Annotated in this window: 20 protein-coding genes; 8 read left to right on the plus strand and 12 right to left on the minus strand. The window is 70.1% G+C overall.

Annotated features, from left to right (window positions below):
* Window positions 1-19 precede the first annotated feature (19 nt).
* The 3 genes from HZS55_RS01730 to ahaH form a co-directional block, all read right to left on the minus strand.
* A complete protein-coding gene (locus HZS55_RS01730; protein WP_179910045.1) occupies window positions 20-277 on the minus strand; it encodes a hypothetical protein in 258 nt (85 codons plus the stop codon).
* A 227-nt stretch (window positions 278-504) separates the two neighbouring features.
* Window positions 505-2,748 carry a V-type ATP synthase subunit I gene (locus HZS55_RS01735; protein WP_179910046.1) on the minus strand — a complete coding sequence of 748 codons (2,244 nt, stop codon included), beginning with the start codon at window positions 2,746-2,748 and terminating at the stop codon, window positions 505-507.
* Window positions 2,735-3,067, minus strand: a complete 333-nt coding sequence (gene ahaH / locus HZS55_RS01740) for an ATP synthase archaeal subunit H (RefSeq protein ID WP_179910047.1) — start codon at window positions 3,065-3,067, stop codon at window positions 2,735-2,737. Before ahaH ends, HZS55_RS01735 begins: the two co-directional genes overlap by 14 nt.
* Window positions 3,068-3,264: 197 nt before the next feature.
* On the opposite strand from ahaH, the gene HZS55_RS01745 reads away from it, so the two are divergent.
* Window positions 3,265-3,882, plus strand: coding sequence for a methyltransferase domain-containing protein (locus HZS55_RS01745; protein ID WP_179910048.1), 618 nt, complete (start codon window positions 3,265-3,267; stop codon window positions 3,880-3,882).
* A 320-nt stretch (window positions 3,883-4,202) separates the two neighbouring features.
* Here the strand turns inward: HZS55_RS01745 and HZS55_RS01750 are convergent, their stop codons facing one another.
* Window positions 4,203-5,492, minus strand: coding sequence for a DUF7096 domain-containing protein (locus tag HZS55_RS01750; protein WP_179910049.1), 1,290 nt, complete (start codon window positions 5,490-5,492; stop codon window positions 4,203-4,205).
* 144 nt (window positions 5,493-5,636) lie between these two features.
* Here HZS55_RS01750 and HZS55_RS22530 point away from each other — a divergent pair, with 144 nt between their 5' ends.
* The 4 genes from HZS55_RS22530 (at window position 5,637) to HZS55_RS01770 (ending at window position 10,116) form a co-directional block, all read left to right on the plus strand.
* A complete protein-coding gene (locus tag HZS55_RS22530; RefSeq protein WP_246308336.1) occupies window positions 5,637-7,016 on the plus strand; it encodes a helix-turn-helix transcriptional regulator in 1,380 nt (459 codons plus the stop codon).
* A gap of 102 nt (window positions 7,017-7,118) precedes the next feature.
* Window positions 7,119-7,910 carry an electron transfer flavoprotein subunit beta/FixA family protein gene (locus tag HZS55_RS01760; RefSeq protein ID WP_179910050.1) on the plus strand — a complete coding sequence of 264 codons (792 nt, stop codon included), beginning with the start codon at window positions 7,119-7,121 and terminating at the stop codon, window positions 7,908-7,910.
* On the plus strand, window positions 7,907-8,860 hold the full coding sequence (locus HZS55_RS01765) for an electron transfer flavoprotein subunit alpha/FixB family protein (RefSeq protein ID WP_179910051.1): 954 nt from the start codon (window positions 7,907-7,909) through the stop codon (window positions 8,858-8,860). The genes HZS55_RS01760 and HZS55_RS01765 overlap by 4 nt, the downstream gene beginning before the upstream one ends.
* 413 nt (window positions 8,861-9,273) lie before the next feature.
* Complete coding sequence (locus tag HZS55_RS01770; protein WP_179910052.1) at window positions 9,274-10,116, plus strand: polyprenyl synthetase family protein; 843 nt, start codon at window positions 9,274-9,276, stop codon at window positions 10,114-10,116.
* Window positions 10,117-10,133: 17 nt separating this feature from the next.
* Here HZS55_RS01770 and HZS55_RS01775 read toward each other — a convergent pair whose 3' ends face one another.
* The 4 genes from HZS55_RS01775 to HZS55_RS01790 form a co-directional block, all read right to left on the minus strand.
* The gene (locus HZS55_RS01775; RefSeq protein ID WP_179910053.1) at window positions 10,134-10,532 is read right to left on the minus strand and encodes a hypothetical protein; all 399 of its coding nucleotides are present in this window, start codon (window positions 10,530-10,532) and stop codon (window positions 10,134-10,136) included.
* Between the two features lie 59 nt (window positions 10,533-10,591).
* The gene (locus HZS55_RS01780; protein WP_246308337.1) at window positions 10,592-10,783 is read right to left on the minus strand and encodes a hypothetical protein; all 192 of its coding nucleotides are present in this window, start codon (window positions 10,781-10,783) and stop codon (window positions 10,592-10,594) included.
* Window positions 10,784-10,837: 54 nt separating this feature from the next.
* Window positions 10,838-12,061, minus strand: a complete 1,224-nt coding sequence (locus HZS55_RS01785) for a glucuronyl esterase domain-containing protein (RefSeq protein ID WP_179910054.1) — start codon at window positions 12,059-12,061, stop codon at window positions 10,838-10,840.
* Between the two features lie 78 nt (window positions 12,062-12,139).
* Window positions 12,140-12,595: a ferritin-like domain-containing protein gene (locus HZS55_RS01790; RefSeq protein WP_179910055.1), complete on the minus strand. Its 456-nt coding sequence runs from the start codon at window positions 12,593-12,595 to the stop codon at window positions 12,140-12,142.
* Window positions 12,596-12,763: 168 nt separating this feature from the next.
* Here HZS55_RS01790 and HZS55_RS01795 point away from each other — a divergent pair, with 168 nt between their 5' ends.
* On the plus strand, window positions 12,764-12,904 hold the full coding sequence (locus tag HZS55_RS01795) for a hypothetical protein (RefSeq protein ID WP_179910056.1): 141 nt from the start codon (window positions 12,764-12,766) through the stop codon (window positions 12,902-12,904).
* Between the two features lie 60 nt (window positions 12,905-12,964).
* Here HZS55_RS01795 and HZS55_RS01800 read toward each other — a convergent pair whose 3' ends face one another.
* Window positions 12,965-13,771 carry an aldo/keto reductase gene (locus HZS55_RS01800; protein ID WP_179910057.1) on the minus strand — a complete coding sequence of 269 codons (807 nt, stop codon included), beginning with the start codon at window positions 13,769-13,771 and terminating at the stop codon, window positions 12,965-12,967.
* A 109-nt stretch (window positions 13,772-13,880) separates the two neighbouring features.
* Between HZS55_RS01800 and HZS55_RS01805 the strand changes: the two genes are divergently transcribed.
* The gene (locus tag HZS55_RS01805) at window positions 13,881-14,543 is read left to right on the plus strand and encodes a CDP-alcohol phosphatidyltransferase family protein (protein WP_179910058.1); all 663 of its coding nucleotides are present in this window, start codon (window positions 13,881-13,883) and stop codon (window positions 14,541-14,543) included.
* Window positions 14,544-14,581: 38 nt separating this feature from the next.
* Here the strand turns inward: HZS55_RS01805 and HZS55_RS01810 are convergent, their stop codons facing one another.
* The 3 genes from HZS55_RS01810 to HZS55_RS01820 form a co-directional block, all read right to left on the minus strand.
* Window positions 14,582-15,379 carry a PHP domain-containing protein gene (locus HZS55_RS01810; RefSeq protein ID WP_179910059.1) on the minus strand — a complete coding sequence of 266 codons (798 nt, stop codon included), beginning with the start codon at window positions 15,377-15,379 and terminating at the stop codon, window positions 14,582-14,584.
* A 115-nt stretch (window positions 15,380-15,494) separates the two neighbouring features.
* Window positions 15,495-15,932, minus strand: coding sequence for a ribonuclease BN (locus tag HZS55_RS01815; RefSeq protein ID WP_179910060.1), 438 nt, complete (start codon window positions 15,930-15,932; stop codon window positions 15,495-15,497).
* Entirely contained in the window at window positions 15,929-16,792 is an 864-nt protein-coding gene (locus HZS55_RS01820) for a YihY/virulence factor BrkB family protein (RefSeq protein WP_179910061.1), read from the minus strand. The genes HZS55_RS01815 and HZS55_RS01820 overlap by 4 nt, the downstream gene beginning before the upstream one ends.
* A 141-nt stretch (window positions 16,793-16,933) precedes the next feature.
* Here HZS55_RS01820 and HZS55_RS01825 point away from each other — a divergent pair, with 141 nt between their 5' ends.
* The gene (locus HZS55_RS01825) at window positions 16,934-17,323 is read left to right on the plus strand and encodes a hypothetical protein (protein ID WP_179910062.1); all 390 of its coding nucleotides are present in this window, start codon (window positions 16,934-16,936) and stop codon (window positions 17,321-17,323) included.
* Window positions 17,324-17,392: the final 69 nt, after the last annotated feature.

Raw genomic sequence — 17,392 nt, forward strand, 5'->3', positions numbered from 1 at the left:
ATAGTAAAGTTCGGTGCGGTCAGTAAGCCGACGGGACGATGAAGATGGTGACGAACGCGATAATGATCAGCGTCTCGGGCAGGGCCGTGAAGATCAGCGCCTGCACGAACATGTCATCGTCCTCGGCGACAGCCCCGATGGCTGCGGAACCGATACCACGCTGGGCGTAACCGGTCGCGAGCGCGCCGAGACCGACGGCGATCGCCGCGGCCGCCTTGGGTGTGAGTGCGGGACTACTGGACGCCTGCTGCAGTGCGAGTGCGAGAGTGTCGATCATTGTTGTATAGGGTGTGTCGCGACGGTTCCGTTCCGTACACGGTCGAATTGCTCTATCGTGGGCATAAAGCTTCCCAAATCAACCGAATACAAACCCACGCCAACCGTTTCCAAGGATCACTCTCTCCGGTGGGGCGGCCCCGGCCGCCGAACGGCGCCGGTCACCGACCGATCGGCGTCGCCACTCGCTGCGTGTCGGCGAACGCGGAGAGCGAAAGCGCGGGCGGCTCAGGACTGGTCGTCGGCGGTGTAGGTCCGCTCGGTCCCGAACGGCTGGTAGGCCGTGCCGTTGCCCTCGTAGAACTTCTCGAAGAACTCGAAGAACTCCAGGCGGATCGACTGGATGCCCGAGGAGGTGACCCCCAGGATCAGCACGACGAGGTTCCCGACGATCAGGACGAACACGCCGAAGACCGCCATCGCCGGGCCCATGTGGACCATCCCCGGGAAGAGGATCGCCGCGCCCTCGTAGTGTTCGAGGGCGTACTCCGGGCCGTAGGTGAGCATGAAGTGCCACTCGGCGCCGTACTCGGTCGGGATCTCGTAGGCCCCCCAGAACAGGAGGTTCACCGCGAAGGCCATGCCGGCCTTCGCCAGGAGGACCGCGGCGATCCGCAGGTACGACAGGGTGTGAGCCAGCACGACGTGGATCTCGATGAGTTCGTGGACCGGCCCGATGGCCAGCAGTGCCATGCCGAGGCCGACCATGCCGAGGCCGACCCAGCCGATCTCGGCGGGGAACCCGGCGAAGCCCAGTTCGAAGGCGGCCGCGTGTCCCTCGTCGAACGTCTCGAACAGCAGGTCGGGCTTGGCGCCGTCGAACAGGCGGCTGAAGATGAAGATCCACAGCCCGTTGAGCGCCAGTATCCACGACCCCGTCTCGAGGATCGCTTCCTTCACGCCGTGCAGCGAGACGTTCTCGACGAACTCCAGCACGTACGCGGTGTTGAGGTGCAGCAGGCCAAAGAGTGCGGTGACGAGGAACCAGGTGTTGGCCCAGTAGCTCGTCGCCGGCGAGAGGCCCTTCTCGATGGGCGCGTGGTTGAGCCCGACGACACCCTCCCAGAACTGCGAGGCGACCAGATGCAGACCGAATATCTCGCCGTAGAGGAACCCGAATATCGCCGTCGCGACGCCGCAGACCGCGGTGATGACGCCGAAGTTCTTGAACGCGTCCGAGTCGTAGTTCCGGATCATGTAGTAGCCGACCCCGGTGTAGATCAGCCCGTAGCCCACGTCACCGATGATGAACCCGAACATCAGCGGGAAGGTCAGAAAGAGGATGAGCGTGGGGTCGAACTCCGAGTAGTTGGGTCGGCCGACGGCCTTCGTGAGGAGTTCGAACGGCTGGCTCACTCCGTTGTCCTGGATGACCGGCGGGTCGTCGTCGCCGCCCATCGTGACCGTTCCGCCGTCCGTCCGGGCCGTCTGCGGTTCGGCCTCGTCCTCGTCGGCCGCAGCGGTCGCCCCTTCCTCCTCGACGCCGCCGGTGCCGGCACCGGTGGCCTCGGGCGTGTGGTCGACCGCTTCGGTCGTCGCGGCGTGGCCGTGGCGGTCGTACTCGGCGACCTCGAGCTCCTCGACGTCGACGTGGTCGTCGACGGCGTCGGCCAGCGCGCGCTCGAACTCGTCGGCCCGCTCGCTCGGGATCCACCCCTCGGCGACGAAGGCGTTCTCGGTCGTCGCAAAGGAGAGCGGCGCCTCCGCCTTCCGGGCGCGGATCGAGAGCTTCTCCTCGGCGGCCAGCAGGAAGCCGGCCACGTCGTAACGCAGTTCCTCGAGCCGGTCTTCGACCGTATCGAGCTTCGACTCCAGTTTCTGCTCGCGGTGTTCGAGCTCGGCGAGCACGTCCTGCGGGTCGCCCTCCTCGTGGGGAACGTCGATGGCGGTGAAATCGGCCTCGACGACCGCGCTCTGGAGGGTGTCCTCGTCGGTCCGCGCGAACGCGGCGACGACGCCGTCCTCGGCGAACACCTGCGTCGCGACGTCCAGGTCGGCCAGGGCCCGCTCGACGCCGTCGGCGCTGCCCTCGCCGACCGCGACCGAGAGCGAATCGTAGCCCCACAGCAGGTCCAGGTCGATGCCCAGCGTCGCGAAGGGGTCCATCGCGGCGATCTCCTCCTCGACCTCGCGGAGCTCGCTCTCGGTCTCGGTGCGTTCGTCGTCGAGCTCGTTGGCCTCGGTCCGGATCTCTTCGAGCTCCGTCTCGAGGGTCTCGTCGGTGACGATCCGGCTGGGGCCGGCGTCCTCGGGCTCGACGCCGAGGATGCTCTTGAGCGAGCGGACGGTGACGAGTTTCTCGGAAGCCTCGTCGCCCCCCTCCATGGGGTTGCCGTTGTCGAAGCCCTCCCAGCGGCCGTCGTAGTCGGTGAAGTGGACGAGGTGCAGGTCGTGGACGGTCTCGATGACGTCGTCCATGACGGCTTTCGAGCCCGTCACGGACACCTTGCTCATTCGCTTAGGTCTGAACATTCACCGCCTCCTCGAACTGTGTCACGACGTACTCGACGACCGCCTCCTCGCGTTCCTCGGCGCGCGCCTCGAGCGCCTCACGCTCCTCGGCACCCTCTTCGAGGATGCGTTCGCGCTCGGTCTCGATCTCTTCGCGCGCGTCCTCGAGACGCTCTTCGGCCTCCGCGTCGGCCGCTTCGCGGGCCTGCTCGCGGATCTCGTCGGCCCGCTCGCGGGCCTCGGCGATCGTCTCCTCGGCGTCCTCCTCGGCCTCGGCGACGATCTCGTCCGCCTCCTGTTCGGCGTCTTTGACTCGGTCGAGAACCTCTGGCCTTGGCATTTGCTAATCGTGGGGAGATCCGTTCAGGGCCTATTTGGTAGTTGCGAAGTGTCCCCGGTCGAACGTCCCGAAACGCGCCCACACGACCACGCTGGAGAGCCGGACCGCCCGCGGGGTCGGGCGAACGGGACCGACCCGCTCCGCGCGAAGCGTCGGAAAACGGGGGAACTATGCCGATCTGGACCCAACCACCGCCAATGGCCGTCCAGGACAAGACGCGCGCCCGGATCTTCTACAAGTACCTCTCGAAGGTGTACGACCAGGTCAACCCGTTCATCTGGACCGAGGAGATGCGGACGGAGGCGCTGGATCTGTTGGACATCGGCCCCGACGACCGCGTCCTCGACGTGGGCTGTGGCACCGGCTTCGGCACCGAAGGCATCCTCGAACACACCGACGACGTCCACGGCCTGGACCAGAGCGTCCACCAGATGGAGAAGGCCTGGGAGAAACTCGGCAAGCGCGACCCCGTCAGCTTCTACCGCGGCGACGCCGAGCGCCTGCCGTTCAAAGACGACACCTTCGACGTGGTGTGGTCCTCGGGCTCGATCGAGTACTGGCCCGACCCCGTCGCCGCGCTGGCGGAGTGTCGCCGCATCGCCAAGCCCGGCGGGCAGGTCCTCATCGTCGGCCCGAACTACCCCTCCAACACCGTCTTCCAGAAGCTCGCCGACGCCTTCATGCTGTTCTACGGCGAGGACGAAGCCGACCGGATGTTCCGCGAAGCCGGCTACGAGCGGTTCCGCCACGTGACGATGGGCCCCTCCTACAGCCCCGAGGTCGCGATCACGACCGTCGCCGACGTGCCCGAATAGTCGCTCGCGAGCGGAGCGTGGTCCGAACGAAGTGAGGACCGCGGCGGCGAACGGCGAGTGGACCGAGCCGTGAGCGGAGCGAGCGCTTTTCACCCACGTTTTTCGACGAGCGGTACCCGGAGCGAGCGAAGCGATCGAGGATACCCGAGGAGAAAAAGGTGGATGCAGGTTCCTCCTACAGCCCCGAGGTCGCGATCACGACCGTCGCCGACGTGCCCGAGTAGTCGGCTCGCGGGCGGAGCGCGGTCCGAACGAAGTGAGGACCGCGGACGGCGAACGGCGAGTGGACCGAGCCGCGAGCGGAGCGAGCGCGGGGTTCGTCAGTTGGCGAAGAACCGTTCGCGGACGGTCCGGCCGCCGGCAGTCGTCACTTCGATGCGGACGGCCTGTTTCGGGGTGAGCGTCCAGAGGCGCCCGTCGTCGCCGGTCGACCCCACGTCGTCGCCGTTGATCGTGACGTTCGCGGCGAGGGCGTCGCCGGTCAAGTTGTCCCTGACCACGATCTGCATCGGGCCGGTCGCGTGCGTGCGATTGACGGTCAGTTCGACGCCCTGGCTCGTGTTGGTCGTGGCGGTCAGGGGCGTGTTTTCGAGGGGCTTGGTCTGTAACTCGCGGAACGGCGACTCCGTGCGTCCGTCGAGGTAGGTGTCGAGCGTGCCGTGGGAGTGGCGCAGCGACACGTAGTAGATGGAGGTGTTGCCGATGGGCTCGACCGTCGGTCCGGAGCGAGCGTTCAAACTCGCCCAGGGGTAGAGCTGAGTCATCCGCCCGATGGCGTTTCCGACCCCGTTCGGGTCGGCGTCCGTGACGAACCGGTCCCGGCCGACCTGCTCGCGGTTCTGGCCGAGATAGGCCTCGCGGTAGTACTGCGACCGCTCGATCGACGAGAGGACGGTCCCCGTCTGGGACGTGACGGTGTAGGCGGGGACGGACGTGCGCTCGCCCGCCATAGCGCTCCCCAGCTGGGCGCGGACGGGCCCGTGTAGCGAGAGGAGGTCGCCTTCGAGGTTGTTCATCTTCGTGTCCAGGTCCGAGGGCAGTTCGAGCCCCGTCGCGCTGCGGATCCGGGCGAACTGGTCGCCGGTGGCGCGGGCGGTCGCGTCGAGCGCCGCCAGCTCCCGCAGGAACTCGCGGGTGTCGATCTCGCCGGCGTTGTAGTCGTCGATGAGCCGGTTCCGACGGAGTTCGAGCCGCTGGACGCGCTCGCCGAGGCGCTCGACCTCCTCGTGGAGGAGCCTCGACCGCGCGCGCTCGCCCGTCGTGTTCTCGTAGCGCTCTTCGAACGTGAGCGACGCGTACCGACCACGGAGACCGGCCACGTCCCGCTGGAGGGCGCCACCGATGTTCAGCCCCACCCGCTGGTGGTCGGCGGCCTCGACGGACCCGTCGCTGATCCCGAGATAGTTCGAGGTGTTCTGTTCCGCGGTGTCCGTCGACAGCCCGGCGGCGTCGGCCGACGCGCCCAGCGGCGGTCCGGCGCCGGACTCGAGGGCGCGGTCGGGAACGGCCCCAGAGTCGGTTCCGAGCGACCCCGCGGCGACCGCCTGTGTCGCCGGTGCCGCGACGAGCAGGGCCAGGACCGCGAGGAGGACAGGGCGGTTCGGAGACATCGGATACACTCTTTCGTCGCCGGTTACAAAAACCCATCTACTCACGATACCGCCGCGAGACGTGGAGAGAGCCGCAGACGTTTCAAAAGCAACGGAGACGTTTTAATGAAAAGCGTTTTCCGCTCCGGCCGAAATGAGTCGAGTATGTCCCCGCGGTCGTTCGCCGTCGTCGTCACCGTACTCCTCCTCCTCCCGGTCGGGGTCGTCCCAGCCGCGACGCTCGGGGACGAGGTGGGCGCGAGCCCGGCGGACCACGCCGGAATGGTCGACGGGAACGCCGCCCCGCACAACGGCTCAATCGACCCGGGAGAGTTCGAGATGCGGGTCGAGATGGCCGCCGATGGCGACGCGCGGTGGCGCGTGAAGACCGTCGTGTCGGACTCGATCACGACAGGCGACGAGCGGCGGGCGTTCCGCGAGTTCGTCGACGAGTTCAACCGGAGCGAGTCGCCGCTCACCTTGAACTCGTTCGTGGAGGCCGCGGACAACGCCAGCGGCGTGACCGGTCGGGAGATGACGATCCGGAACGTCGAGCGCCACCACGCGCTGCACGACGAGACCGGCGCCGTCTGGGTCACGTTCACGTGGACGAACTTCGGGCGGACGAGCGGCGACCTGCTCGCCATCGACGACGCGTTCAACACCTCCTCGGGCGTGTGGCTCTCGTCGCTGCCGGCGGGCGATACGCTGGTCGTCGTCCCGCCGAGCGGGTACGGTATCAGCAGCGCGCCGACGAGCGGCCCCGCCGCGGCGTCGAGTCTCGCGGGCGGTGTCGCCAGGTGGGAGGGGCCACAGGACTTCGGCCAGCGCGGGCCGTGGATCGTCTACTCCGGCGACGCGGCGTCCCCGACACCGACGCCCACGGCCGGACGACCGCCGACGGTGACGCCGACCGGCACCCCCGGCGGCCCCGCGACGGGCACGGGAACGTCACCCGGTGGCCCCGGCAGTGACGGCGACGGCATCGCGGGCGCGCTGCCGTTCGTGGTCGTCGCCGTCGTCGGCGGGGCGAGCGCCGCCGTGCTCGTCGCGTACATGCGTCGCGAGGACGACGGGCTGGGCGGACTCGTCGGCTCCGGCGACGAGCCCGACGCCGGCGCGGCGGCCGCCGACGGCGCCGTGGCGGACGGCGAGACGGCCGATACCGCCGTCGGCGGCGCATCACCGGCCGACGACGCGGCCACCGCCGGTACCGGCGGTGCCGCGGGGGCCGCCGGGAGTGCCGCGGGCGCCGGCGGGTCGACCGCCGACGCCGACACCGACGCGGAGAGGGCCGACGAAGCCGACGACGGCATCGACGAGGACCTGCTCAGCGACGAGGAGCGCGTCGAGCGGTTGATCGAGCGCAACGGCGGCCGGATGAAGCAGGCGGCCATCGTCCAGGAGACGGGCTGGTCGAACGCGAAGGTCTCGCAGTTGCTCTCGGCGATGGACGACGACGACCGGATCGACAAACTCCGTATCGGCCGGGAGAACCTCATCTCGTTCCCCGACGAGGACGTGACCGATCTCGACTCCGAGTAGGCCGAGTGTTCTCGCGGTAGCGACCCGTTTCGCGGCGAAAACGCCGAACAACGGTCGCCCCCTCGGAAACGTTTAACCGCCGAGCGGGCCAACCCTCGGGGCATGAAGGTCCTCGTCACAGTCACGGACGTGGCGGTCGTCGACGACGAGTTCGAGATCGACGGACTCGACGTCGACGAGCGGTATCTCACCTACGAACTCAACGAGTGGGACGACTACGCCGTCGAGGAGGCCGTCCGGATCGCCGAAGACGGCGAGGACGTGGAGGTCGTCACCGTCACCGTCGGCCCGGAACGCTCCGAGGAGACGATCCGGAAGGCGCTGGCGAAGGGCGCCGACCGCGCGGTCCGGGTCTGGGACGACGCCATCGCCGGGCGCGAGCTGCTCGACGCCGAGACCAAAGCCGAGCTGCTGGCGGCGGTCGCCCGCGAGGAGGAGCCCGACCTAGTCCTCTCGGGCGTCCAGAGCGGCGACGACAGCTTCGCCGCGACCGGCGTCACGCTCGCCGAGAAGCTCGGCGAGGAGTGGGCGGCGGTCGTCAACCAGCTGGACCTCGACGCCGACGCGGGCGTCGCCTCGGTCCACCGCGAGCTGGAGGGCGGCGTCGAGGAGCTGACCGACGTGGAGCTGCCCGCCGTCCTGACCATCCAGACGGGGATCAACGAGCCGCGCTACGCCAGCCTGCGGGGCATCCGCCAGGCCCAGAACAAGCCCCTCGACGTGCAGACGCTCGGCGACCTGGGTCTCGACGAGAGCGCGCTGGAGACGCCGCTGCGCTGGACGGCGACCTACGAACCGGAGAGCGAGGGCGAGGCGACCGTCTTCGAGGGCGGCGCCGACGAGACGGCGGGTGAACTCGCCGCCGTCCTCCGCGAGGAGGGGGTGGGTCAATGACGGTCCTGGCCGTCGCCGAACACCGCCGCGGCGAGTTGCGCGACGTGAGCCACGAACTCGCGGGCGCCGGTCGCGAACTGGCCGACGCCACCGACTCGGAGCTACACCTCGCGGTCGTGAGCGGCGACGTGGATGCCTTCGGGGAGGCGTTGGTCCGCGAGGGCGTCGATCGGGTCCACACCGTCGACTACGGCGAGGAGTTCAACCACGACGTGTCCGTCCAGGCCGTCGAGCAGCTTGCGGGCGAACTGGACCCCGACTACCTGCTCGTCCCCCACACCGTCAACGGCCTCGACTACGCGCCCGCCGTGGCCGAGCGGCTGGGCCTGCCGATCGTGACCGACGCCGTCGATATGGCGGTCGACGGTAACCTCGCCGTCACCCGCGAGATGTACGGATCGAAAGTCGAGACGACCATCGAGGTCGACGCCGACCGGGCGGTCGTGACGCTCCGACCCGCGGAGTGGCCCCAGGCGCCGACGGGCGGCGACGCGACCGTCGAGCCCTTCGACGTGAGCATCGACGAGTCCGCGGTGCGCTCGACCGTGACCGGCTTCGAGGAGGTTGCGGGCGGCGACGTGGACATCTCCGAGGCCGACGTGCTCGTCTCGGTCGGCCGGGGCATCGAGGAGGAGGACAACCTCGACATCATCCGGGACCTGGCCGAGGCGCTGGACGCCACCGTCTCGGCCTCGCGTCCGGTCGTCGACAGCGGCTGGCTCCCGAAGAACCGCCAGGTCGGCCAGAGCGGAAAGGTCGTCACGCCCGACGTGTACATCGCCATCGGGATCTCCGGCGCGGTCCAGCACGTGGCGGGGATGAAAGGCGCGGACACGATAATCGCCATCAACACGGACCCCAACGCGCCCATCTTCGACATCGCCGACTACGGCATCGTCGACGACCTGTTCGAGGTCGTGCCGGCGCTGACCGAGCAGTTCGGTGGGTAGGGGCCGTCGCCGCTGGCGCCGAAAGGCGCGACGCGCCGTTCGAGCCCACGCTCGCAGGCTCGCGACGCCGGTTCACCGCGCCGAACCGTGTGAGGCGCGGTCTTTTTCGCCCACGTTTTTGCCGCGAGTGGTACCCGCAGGGCCGACGGCCCGAGGATACCCGAGCGGGAAAAAGGTGGTACTGGCATCGTCGACGACCTGTTCGAGGTCGTGCCGGCGCTGACCGAGCAGTTCGGCGGGTAGGGCCGGTGTCTGCGGCGTCGTGCGCGACTCTGTTCTCGCAGAAGACATTTACCGGCGATGGGCCACCGGGCCGCCAACGGACTCCGTCCCCTGGTGTTCGGCGCCGCCGTGGCACTGACCGGGTGGCGGTTTCGTCAGCTACTTGCGGGGCTGTTCCTAAGCGTGGGGCGATGGAGTACCTGGAGAGTCGTCGGGGACGCGTCGAGGAACGGCTGGAGGCGACCCTCGACGCCGTCGAACCCGACGAACTCGGCGACGAGGTCCGCCACGTCGTCCTCTCGGGAGGCAAACGGGTGCGGCCGACGGTGACGGTGCTGGTCTGCGAGGCGCTGGGCGGCGACGTCGATACCGCCGTGGAGTTCGCGGTCGGCATCGAACTCGTCCACAGCGCGTCGCTGGTCGTCGACGACATCATCGACCGCTCCGAGCTGCGCCGCGGGACGCCCTCGGCGTGGGCGGAGTTCGGCCACGGCCCCGCGATCATCGCCAGCGACGGCCTGCTCGGCGAGGCGTTCGCCCTCTTCTCTTCGAACGAGCGGGCGATGCAGGCCGTCTCCGAGTCGATGGTCGAACTCGGCGAGGGCGAGGCGACCGAACTCGTCGCCCAGCCGGCCAGCGAAGCGGAGTACATGGAGCTCGCCCGCCGGAAGACCGGCGCGCTGTTCCGCGCCGCGGCGGAACTCGGGGCGATCGCCGCTGAGGCCGACGCCTACACCGTCGAGAACTTCGGGAAGTACGCCGAGCGCGTCGGCGTCGCCTTCCAGATGCGCGACGACGTGCTCGACGCCACCGCCGACTCGGAAGAGTTGGGCAAGCCCACCGGCCACGACGCCGCCATGGAGCGCCCGTCGCTCGTGCAAGTCGCGGATCTCTCCCCCGAGGAGGCCAACGACCGCGCCCACGAGCAATCGCAAGTGGCGCTCGACGCGCTCGGGTCGGTCGACGCCGAGGACTCGAAAGCGATGGACTACCTGCGCGACCTGGCGGAGTTCGTCGTTGTTCGGGAGCGGTAGCCGGAGCTTCTCGCGGCCTACCGGGAGCGGTCCCAGTCGAACCGACGGACGGTTTCGAGGACACCGGCGGAGAGTATCGACAGCGTGCCGACGGAGACCGCGTAGCCCGCGGTGGTGGCCGTGTACGGGTCGAACACGACCCCGACGACGGTCACCGCGGAGCCACAGATGCCGCCGACGAGCGCGGCCGCGGCGCGGACCCGCGGCGGCGCGACGGCCCAGACGAGCGCGAGACAGGCCGCACCGACGGCGAGCGCCCACTTGAGCACGGGACGGACCCCAACGTGCGCGAGGCGCGGGTCTATCCACTGCGCCCGAGCGAACGCGACGGCGAGAACGACACCGAGAGCCAGCAGTAGCGCGGGACGGGTCGACCATCGCTCGTGCTGTGACCACAACTCCTCGGCGGGTGGCACGCTTCGACGGTCGTTCCGCGAGCCGATAAGACCACCTCCGGTCTCCGGTCGAAACGGGCCTACTCGTCGTCCGCCGCGGGCACGACCGCCTCGGCGCCGCAATCGGGACACTCGTCGTACTCGGTTGAAAAGCGAGCGTCGCAGGCCTCACACCGGTAGTCGTGACTGTCCTCGGCCGCCTGCTTGGCGCTCTGCTTGAACTCCTCGACCTCCCGGCCGAGCCTGTTGAAGATGCCCATCGGTCGTCCCATAGGAGGGTGCCGATCGGGATAAGCCTCGTGGCGCCCCCGTCCGGTCGCGGTCCCCTAGCCGCCGTCGAAGTGTACGTCGGCGAAGTCGAGGACGGCGTCGAGATACCCCTCGTTCAGGGTGTGACCGGTCTCGCGGCGGTAGTGACAGAGCGAACCGACGGTCTCGTCGCCGATCGCGTCATCACCGTACAGCGGGAGGTCGTCGCCGATCCCCTCGGCGCCGAGCAGTTCCCAGACGGGCTCGGCGGCGCGGACGGCGTCCAGGGCGCGGCCGGGGTTAGTCCAGTAGTCGCGGGCGCCCGCGGTATCGATGAGCGGGCGGGGCGCGACGAGCGCGGCGAGGGAGTGGCTGTCGACGGGGAGCCGGTCGACCTGGCCGTCGAAGGCCGCGTAGGTGTCGGCGAACCACCCCGGGAACATCCCGGTGATGTCGCCGATCCCCTCCTGATCGTTGTCGCGGTCGAGCGCCGTCCCGCCCGTCCCCGACTGGTGGGGCGCGACGAGGCCGACCCGCTCGTCGGTCGCGCCCGCCAGCAGCGCAGCCTTGCCACAGCGGGAGTGGCCGAGGACGGCGATCTCGCCGGCGCGGACCGCCTCCATCGGACGGAGCGCGTCGACACAGCGCTGGAGCCCCCAGGCCCACGCCGCGAGGACACCCCACTCGGTACCCGGCGGGCCGGGCAGATCGTCGTCGTAGTACGGGCGGATCCCGTCGGCGGGGTCGCCGCTGTCGGGGTCGACATCGGCGAGTTGGTAGGTGGCGAAGCCGTAGCCCCGCGAGAGGATCTGGTCGACGCACCAGTAGTCGGCGGCGACGCCGCGCTCGGCGGCCCCGTCCCCGCGGCCGCCGTGTTCGCGGGCGGTGTCGGTGATCGTGACCGCCGGGTCGTCGACGGCGGCGTGGTTGCCCCGCCAGTTCAACCCCAGCAGGACCGGGACAGACCGACCGGCGTCGACGGCGTCGCTCGGCAGGAAGACGGCGAGGGTTATCGAGGGCGCGTCGGCCGGCAGGGCCGCGAACGCGATCTCGGTCTCGACGAGCGTCGCCGCACCGTCGAGAACGTCCGCGGTGCGCTCGGTCGCCGTCTCGATCTCCGGTGGGTCGGGCGCGTAGCCGTAGACGTAGTGGCGGAGCGACCGGCGGAGTTCCGCCCGGCGCTCGCGCCAGTCGGCGGCGGTCTCGACGGGGGAGCCGTCGCGGAACTCGAGAAGCGGGGGCAACTCGTCGGTCGGCCGACACCGCGACGGCGGGGGTAACTCGTCGTCGTCTCGGGACACGTCCGCCCCGGTCGGCCGCCAGCGACAAGGCGTTTGCCCCCTGTGCGGGGGCGGCGGGCGTCGGGAGACGCCGGCGGGCTACTCGTCGGCGTACTCCTTGCGGAAGCCGCGGAACTCGGTGCGGTGGGCCTCCTCGTCGGCGAGCAGGGTCACCGCCAGGTCCTCGGTGAGCGGGTCGTCGGCGTCCTCGGCGGCGTCGATGAGGTCGTGGTAGGTCTCGATGGCGTCGGACTCGGCGTCGAGGACGCCGTCGATGACGGCGAGCACGTCCGTCGAGTCCTCGGGCGGCTGGAGGCTGTCCTGGTGCGCGGTGAACTCCGCCGAGCCCGGAGGGCGAGCCTCCAGCTGCTTGAGTCGCTGACCGATCTCCTCGGCGTGGCCCAGCTCCTCCTGAATGTCGGTCTGCAGGCTCGCTTTGACCTCTTCGGCGTGGATGCCGTCGAGGACGATCGCGTTCGTCTGGTAGTTCATCACGGTCTCGATCTCGTCGCTGTAGGCGCGTTTCAGCAGGTCGACGACGCGGTCTGAGGTCATAACAGTCGGAGGTACGGTCGCCAGCGTGATAGGGGTGTCGCGGGAGACGGTCACGCGGTCGCGCGAAGCGAGGAGCGTCCACGGGCAGCGACCGAGTCACCGCAGTCGACCACAGCGAGCCGTTCCGGGAGGCCAACGGCTTTCGGCGTGGGCGACTGGTCCGCGTCGATGACACGCTCGGCCGTCCAGCTGTACGCGCTCCGCGACGTCGACCGCCCGTTCACCGAGGTCCTCGAACTGGTCGCCGACGCCGGCTTCGACAACGACAGCGAGTGGCTGATCTACGAGTACGAGGGCGCGAACCGTTGACTCGCTGGAGCGGGCGGGCGAGCGGACGAACGGCCTCGTCTGAGCGGCGGCGACCGACCGCTACGCGTTCCAGGGGCCGAACGCGGGGTCGATGACGCGGTGCTCGCGCTCGACGTCGTCGATGCGGGCGATATCCTCGTCGTCGAGTTCGAGGTCGCGAGCGGCGACGTTCTGGCGCATGTGCTCGCGGCTGCTGGCCTTGGGGACGACGGCGACGTTGTCCTTCGAGCAGAGCCAGGCGAGCGACACCGTCGCGGGCGTGGCGTCGTGTTTCTCTGCCACCTCGCGGACGGCGGGCACGTCGAACACCGCGCCCTGCGCGAGCGGGGAGTAGGCGACCAGCCAGTGGTCGTGTTCGCGGGCGTAGGCACGCAGTTCGTCCTGCTGGAGGAGAGGATGGCACTCGACCTGGTGGGCGGCGACCGGTGCGTCGAGGGAGTCGCGGGCCTCGTCGAGCAGGTCGGGCGTGAAGTTCGACAGCCCGACGTGGCGGACGACGCCCTCGTCGCGCAGTTCGTCGAGCGCCCGCAGCGTCTCGTCGGGGTCGTAGCTGTCGGCCGGCCAGTGGACGTACAGCAGGTCGATTGCGTCGACGCCGAGGCGGTCGCGGCTCGCCGCGGCCGTCTCGAGCACGTCCGCGTAGGCGAGGTTGCCGGCGGCGAGCTTCGTCGCGACGAAGACGTCCTCGCGGTCGACGGCGGCGTCGGCGATCCCCTCGCCGACGTAGGTCTCGTTGTCGTAGTCCTGAGCGGTGTCGACGTGGCGGTACCCCTCGTCGAGGGCGGTCGCGACGTTGTCGCGCCACTGACCGCGGTCGTCGTCGGAGTACGTGCCCAGCCCGATCCGTGGGAGCGCGTCGGTCGGCATCGTCCGCCCCGTCGGACTCGGCCGTCTTCGGGGTACCGGTCGCGGCAGCGTCTCGAGAGACTGCGACGGATCGGTGGACACATGGGCGACGACGGTCCAACCCAGCACGATGGACATCGACTGGCGGGCGCGGGCGAGCGAGGTGTGGACCGTCCCGAACCTGATCTCGCTCTCCCGGCTGCCACTCGTGGCGGGGATCGTCCTCGCCGTGGACTCCCCGGTTCGCTACGCGCTGTTCGCGCTCGTCGTCCTCTCGGACGGCGTCGACGGCTGGGTGGCCCGCCGGCTCGACCAGACGACGGAACTCGGCGCGCTCATGGACCCGGCGCTGGACAAGCTCACCGCCCTGGTCCTCGTCGTCGCCCTCTTTCCGGCGACGGGGCTCGACGCCGCCTATCTGGTCTTCTTCTTCGCGCGGGACGCCTTCGTCGTGGCGCTGGTTCCCCTGGTCCCCGTGCTCGCCTTCGAGACCGAGAAGGTGAAAGCGCGGCTGCCGGGGAAGGTCGTCACGAACCTGCAGTTCCTGGCGATGGTGGCGATGCTGGTGCCGGCCGTCGCGGCGACCGAGGCGCTGCTCTGGGCGCTCGCGGTCGCCTCGGCGGTCGCGATCACCGACTACGTCGTCTTCGTGGCGCGCGAGCAGACCGACCGCGGGTGGGTCAACGACTGGCGCGGGACGGCGGTCGCGGCCGTCGCCGTCACCCTGACGTTCGCCGTCGTCGTGCGGCTGCTGCTCGCCGATCAGCTCGCCGAGGCGCTAGCGGCGCTGTAGACCCGGAACGGCGCTGTGGGGCGGGAGACCGGCGACGGCTAGAGGAGGCCGCCGTCGCTCCCGTAGGCGTTCATGTCGGCGAAGCGGTCGGGGTAGTCGCCGGCGGGGTGGGTCGGCTCGTCGCCGGGGAGGACGACGCGCTTGAACTTGTCGTGGGAGTTCTCCCAGCCCAGATGGGCGAACTCGACGCGCCGTTTGAGCTGGTGGACGAAGCCGTCGCGGTGGTACATCCGGCGGGGGGCGCCCGAGCGCAGCGCCGCGACGAGGTCGGACGCGGTGTCGACGGGGCGGTCGAAGGCGACCCAGGCCTCGCCGATCGTGGCCGTGAGGTGGGCGTACGACGAGAGGAAGGTCGGCAGCCCCGACTCGCGGGCGATCTCGCGGGCGCGGCGGTCGTCCCACGGCCAGTGTTTCGGGTTGTACACCTCGACGGCGTCGATGTCGTCGGCGTGGCCGGCGATGTCCCCTTCGGTCATGCTGAGCGTGAGGAACTCGGGGTGAGGGACCAGCACGGCGGCGTCGTGGCCGGCGATCTCGGCCATGGTGTCCTCGAAGCTGAGGAAGTCGGGGACCGGTTCGTCGGGGTCGACGGCGAGGACGTGCTTGCGGGTGGACCACTTGCCGGTGAAGTACTCCCGGCCGGGCACCACCAGGAGGTCGTCGTCGGAGAAGCGAGCGGCGCGCTCGCGGATCGTCGAGAGGTGGGTGAAGTGGGGGGCGTAGACGATGGCGTCGAGGCCGACGGCCTTGGCCCGGCGGACGACCCCCTCGTCCAAGACCTTGACGTGGAGGTCGACGCGGGACTCCCCGTCGGTCGATGCGCCACCCTGAGCCATGCCACGAACTACGCAAGCCGGACTTTATGTGTTACGAAGCCGGGAAGCGCGCAGTCGGGCGACTGCGGGCCGGCGGCGCGTCGCGCGGTGCGCGGCCGGCTCGCCGGCGGGACAGCTACCGGAACTTCCGGGCGAGGTCGGCCAGTCCGGCGGCCTTGCGGCCGGCGGCGAGGAACGAGCCGAGGACGACCATGAAGACGTAGAGGCCCAGCGTCGAGAGCCAGACGACGAGCATGGCGGCGACGGCAGCCCAGTTGTTCAGGTAGTAGAAGGCGCCGATGGTCATCGCGGTGCCGTAGAGGAGCACGAGGTAGGGACCCCACCCGGTCGCGTGGCCGCGGCGCTGGCGTTTGCGGACGTAGCGGCGGAGCTCCTCGCGGATGTCGTCGCGGTGGACCGTCTTCTCGTCGATGCGGGTCCGCAGCGCATCCAGTTCCTCGCGGAGCTCGTTGACTTCGGCGTCAACCCCCGCCTCTTCCGACCCCGGACTCGGGGAGGCCGTGCGCTCGTCGCCCGCGGCGGAGTCGTCGTCGGCACCAGTGTCGGCGGTCATGGGCGCGTACCTCCACTGTCGCCTGGCTCCCCCTTGGTGTTGGTGGTCCGGCGCCCCCGGTCGGCCAACACCGCGTTCACCGCCGCCCCCACCAACAGGACCGTCGCCCCCGCGTAGTACCACGTCACCAGCAACAGGACGACCCCCAACACCCCGTACACGTCGAACTGGCCGGCCATCCCCGCGTAGAGCCGGAATCCGGTCCCCAGCAGCGTCCAGCCGACCGCCGCGAAGACGGTCCCCGGGAGCGCCTCGCGGAGGTCGGCGTCGGTGTCGGGGAAGATCACGAACAGCGGGAAGAAGACGACGCTCAACACGACGACCAGGGCGACGGTTCCGAGGGAGCCGGCCAGCGCGACCCCGGCGTAGCTGACGGCGACGCCGACGCCCACGAGCGCCGCCAGCCCGAACCCGACCGCGCCCAGCGCGACCGCCGCGTCACGCACTTTGCCCACCATCGACTCCGCCGCCTCCGTCCCGTAGATCCGCGAGAACGCGATGTCCAGCCCGCGGAACACCTTCAGCGTGCTCCAGGCGAGCAGCGCGACGCCGACGAGCGTCGCCGGCGTCGCCCCCGCGGCGTCGACCAGCGTCGACCGCACCAGGTCCTGGCCAACCGGCGAGAGCGCGCTCCCGGTCGCCGCCACGACCTCGGCGGCCAGTTCCGGGCCGCCCAGCGTCGACGCCACGACCAGCAACAGCAGCAGCGCCGGCAGCAGCGACACGAACGCGTAGTAGGCGATGCCCGCCGCCAGGAAGGTGACTTCCCGCTCGCGCACGAGCGCGACGACGGCCCTGCCGACGGCGACCGCTTCCCGGCCGCCCGCTCGCGCCCGCTCGCCGACCGACTCCGGTTGCACGCTCTCGTCTGCGGGCCTGGGCCACTAATAGCCGCGGGCTCCGGCCGTCGGTCCCGGTCCGACGGGCGGCGCTCGCGTCTCAGTCCGGTGGTCAGACCGCGTGACGAAAGGACCAAGGCGCGCCCGCCGTCCCGTAGGTGTATGGACCGGGGACTCGACGAGGTCGTGATGCGCGGGACGGTCGTCCTGCTCGCCGGGGGCTTGCTCCTGGTCGCCGCCGGATCGGCGGGCGTCACCGGCTCGCTCGCGCTCGCAGTCGCGCTCGTCCTCGTCGGCCTCGCCCTCTATCTCGTCTCCGAGCGGGTCGGCTCGACCGAACGGGACGGCGGCCTCGGGCCGCGCGAGGTCGCGACCGACGTCTGGCTCGGCCCGTTCCTCGCGGCCGCCGTCGTCGGCGTCTACCTCGGCGCGACCGCCGGCGAGGTGCAGGCGCTGGGCGGCCTCCTCGGCCTCGTCGGCATGCTCAACTACTTCCTGCGACCGTTCTACCACCTGCTGTACGGCTTCACTCGGCGCGTCCGCGCGCTCTGAGAGGACCTGATCGCCACGGTCGCCGAGGACCTGTCGGTCGAGTTCCGCCAGGACGAGTGCTGAGGGGTA

Source organism: Halosimplex rubrum (assembly GCF_013415885.1).
Taxonomy (GTDB): domain Archaea; phylum Halobacteriota; class Halobacteria; order Halobacteriales; family Haloarculaceae; genus Halosimplex; species Halosimplex rubrum.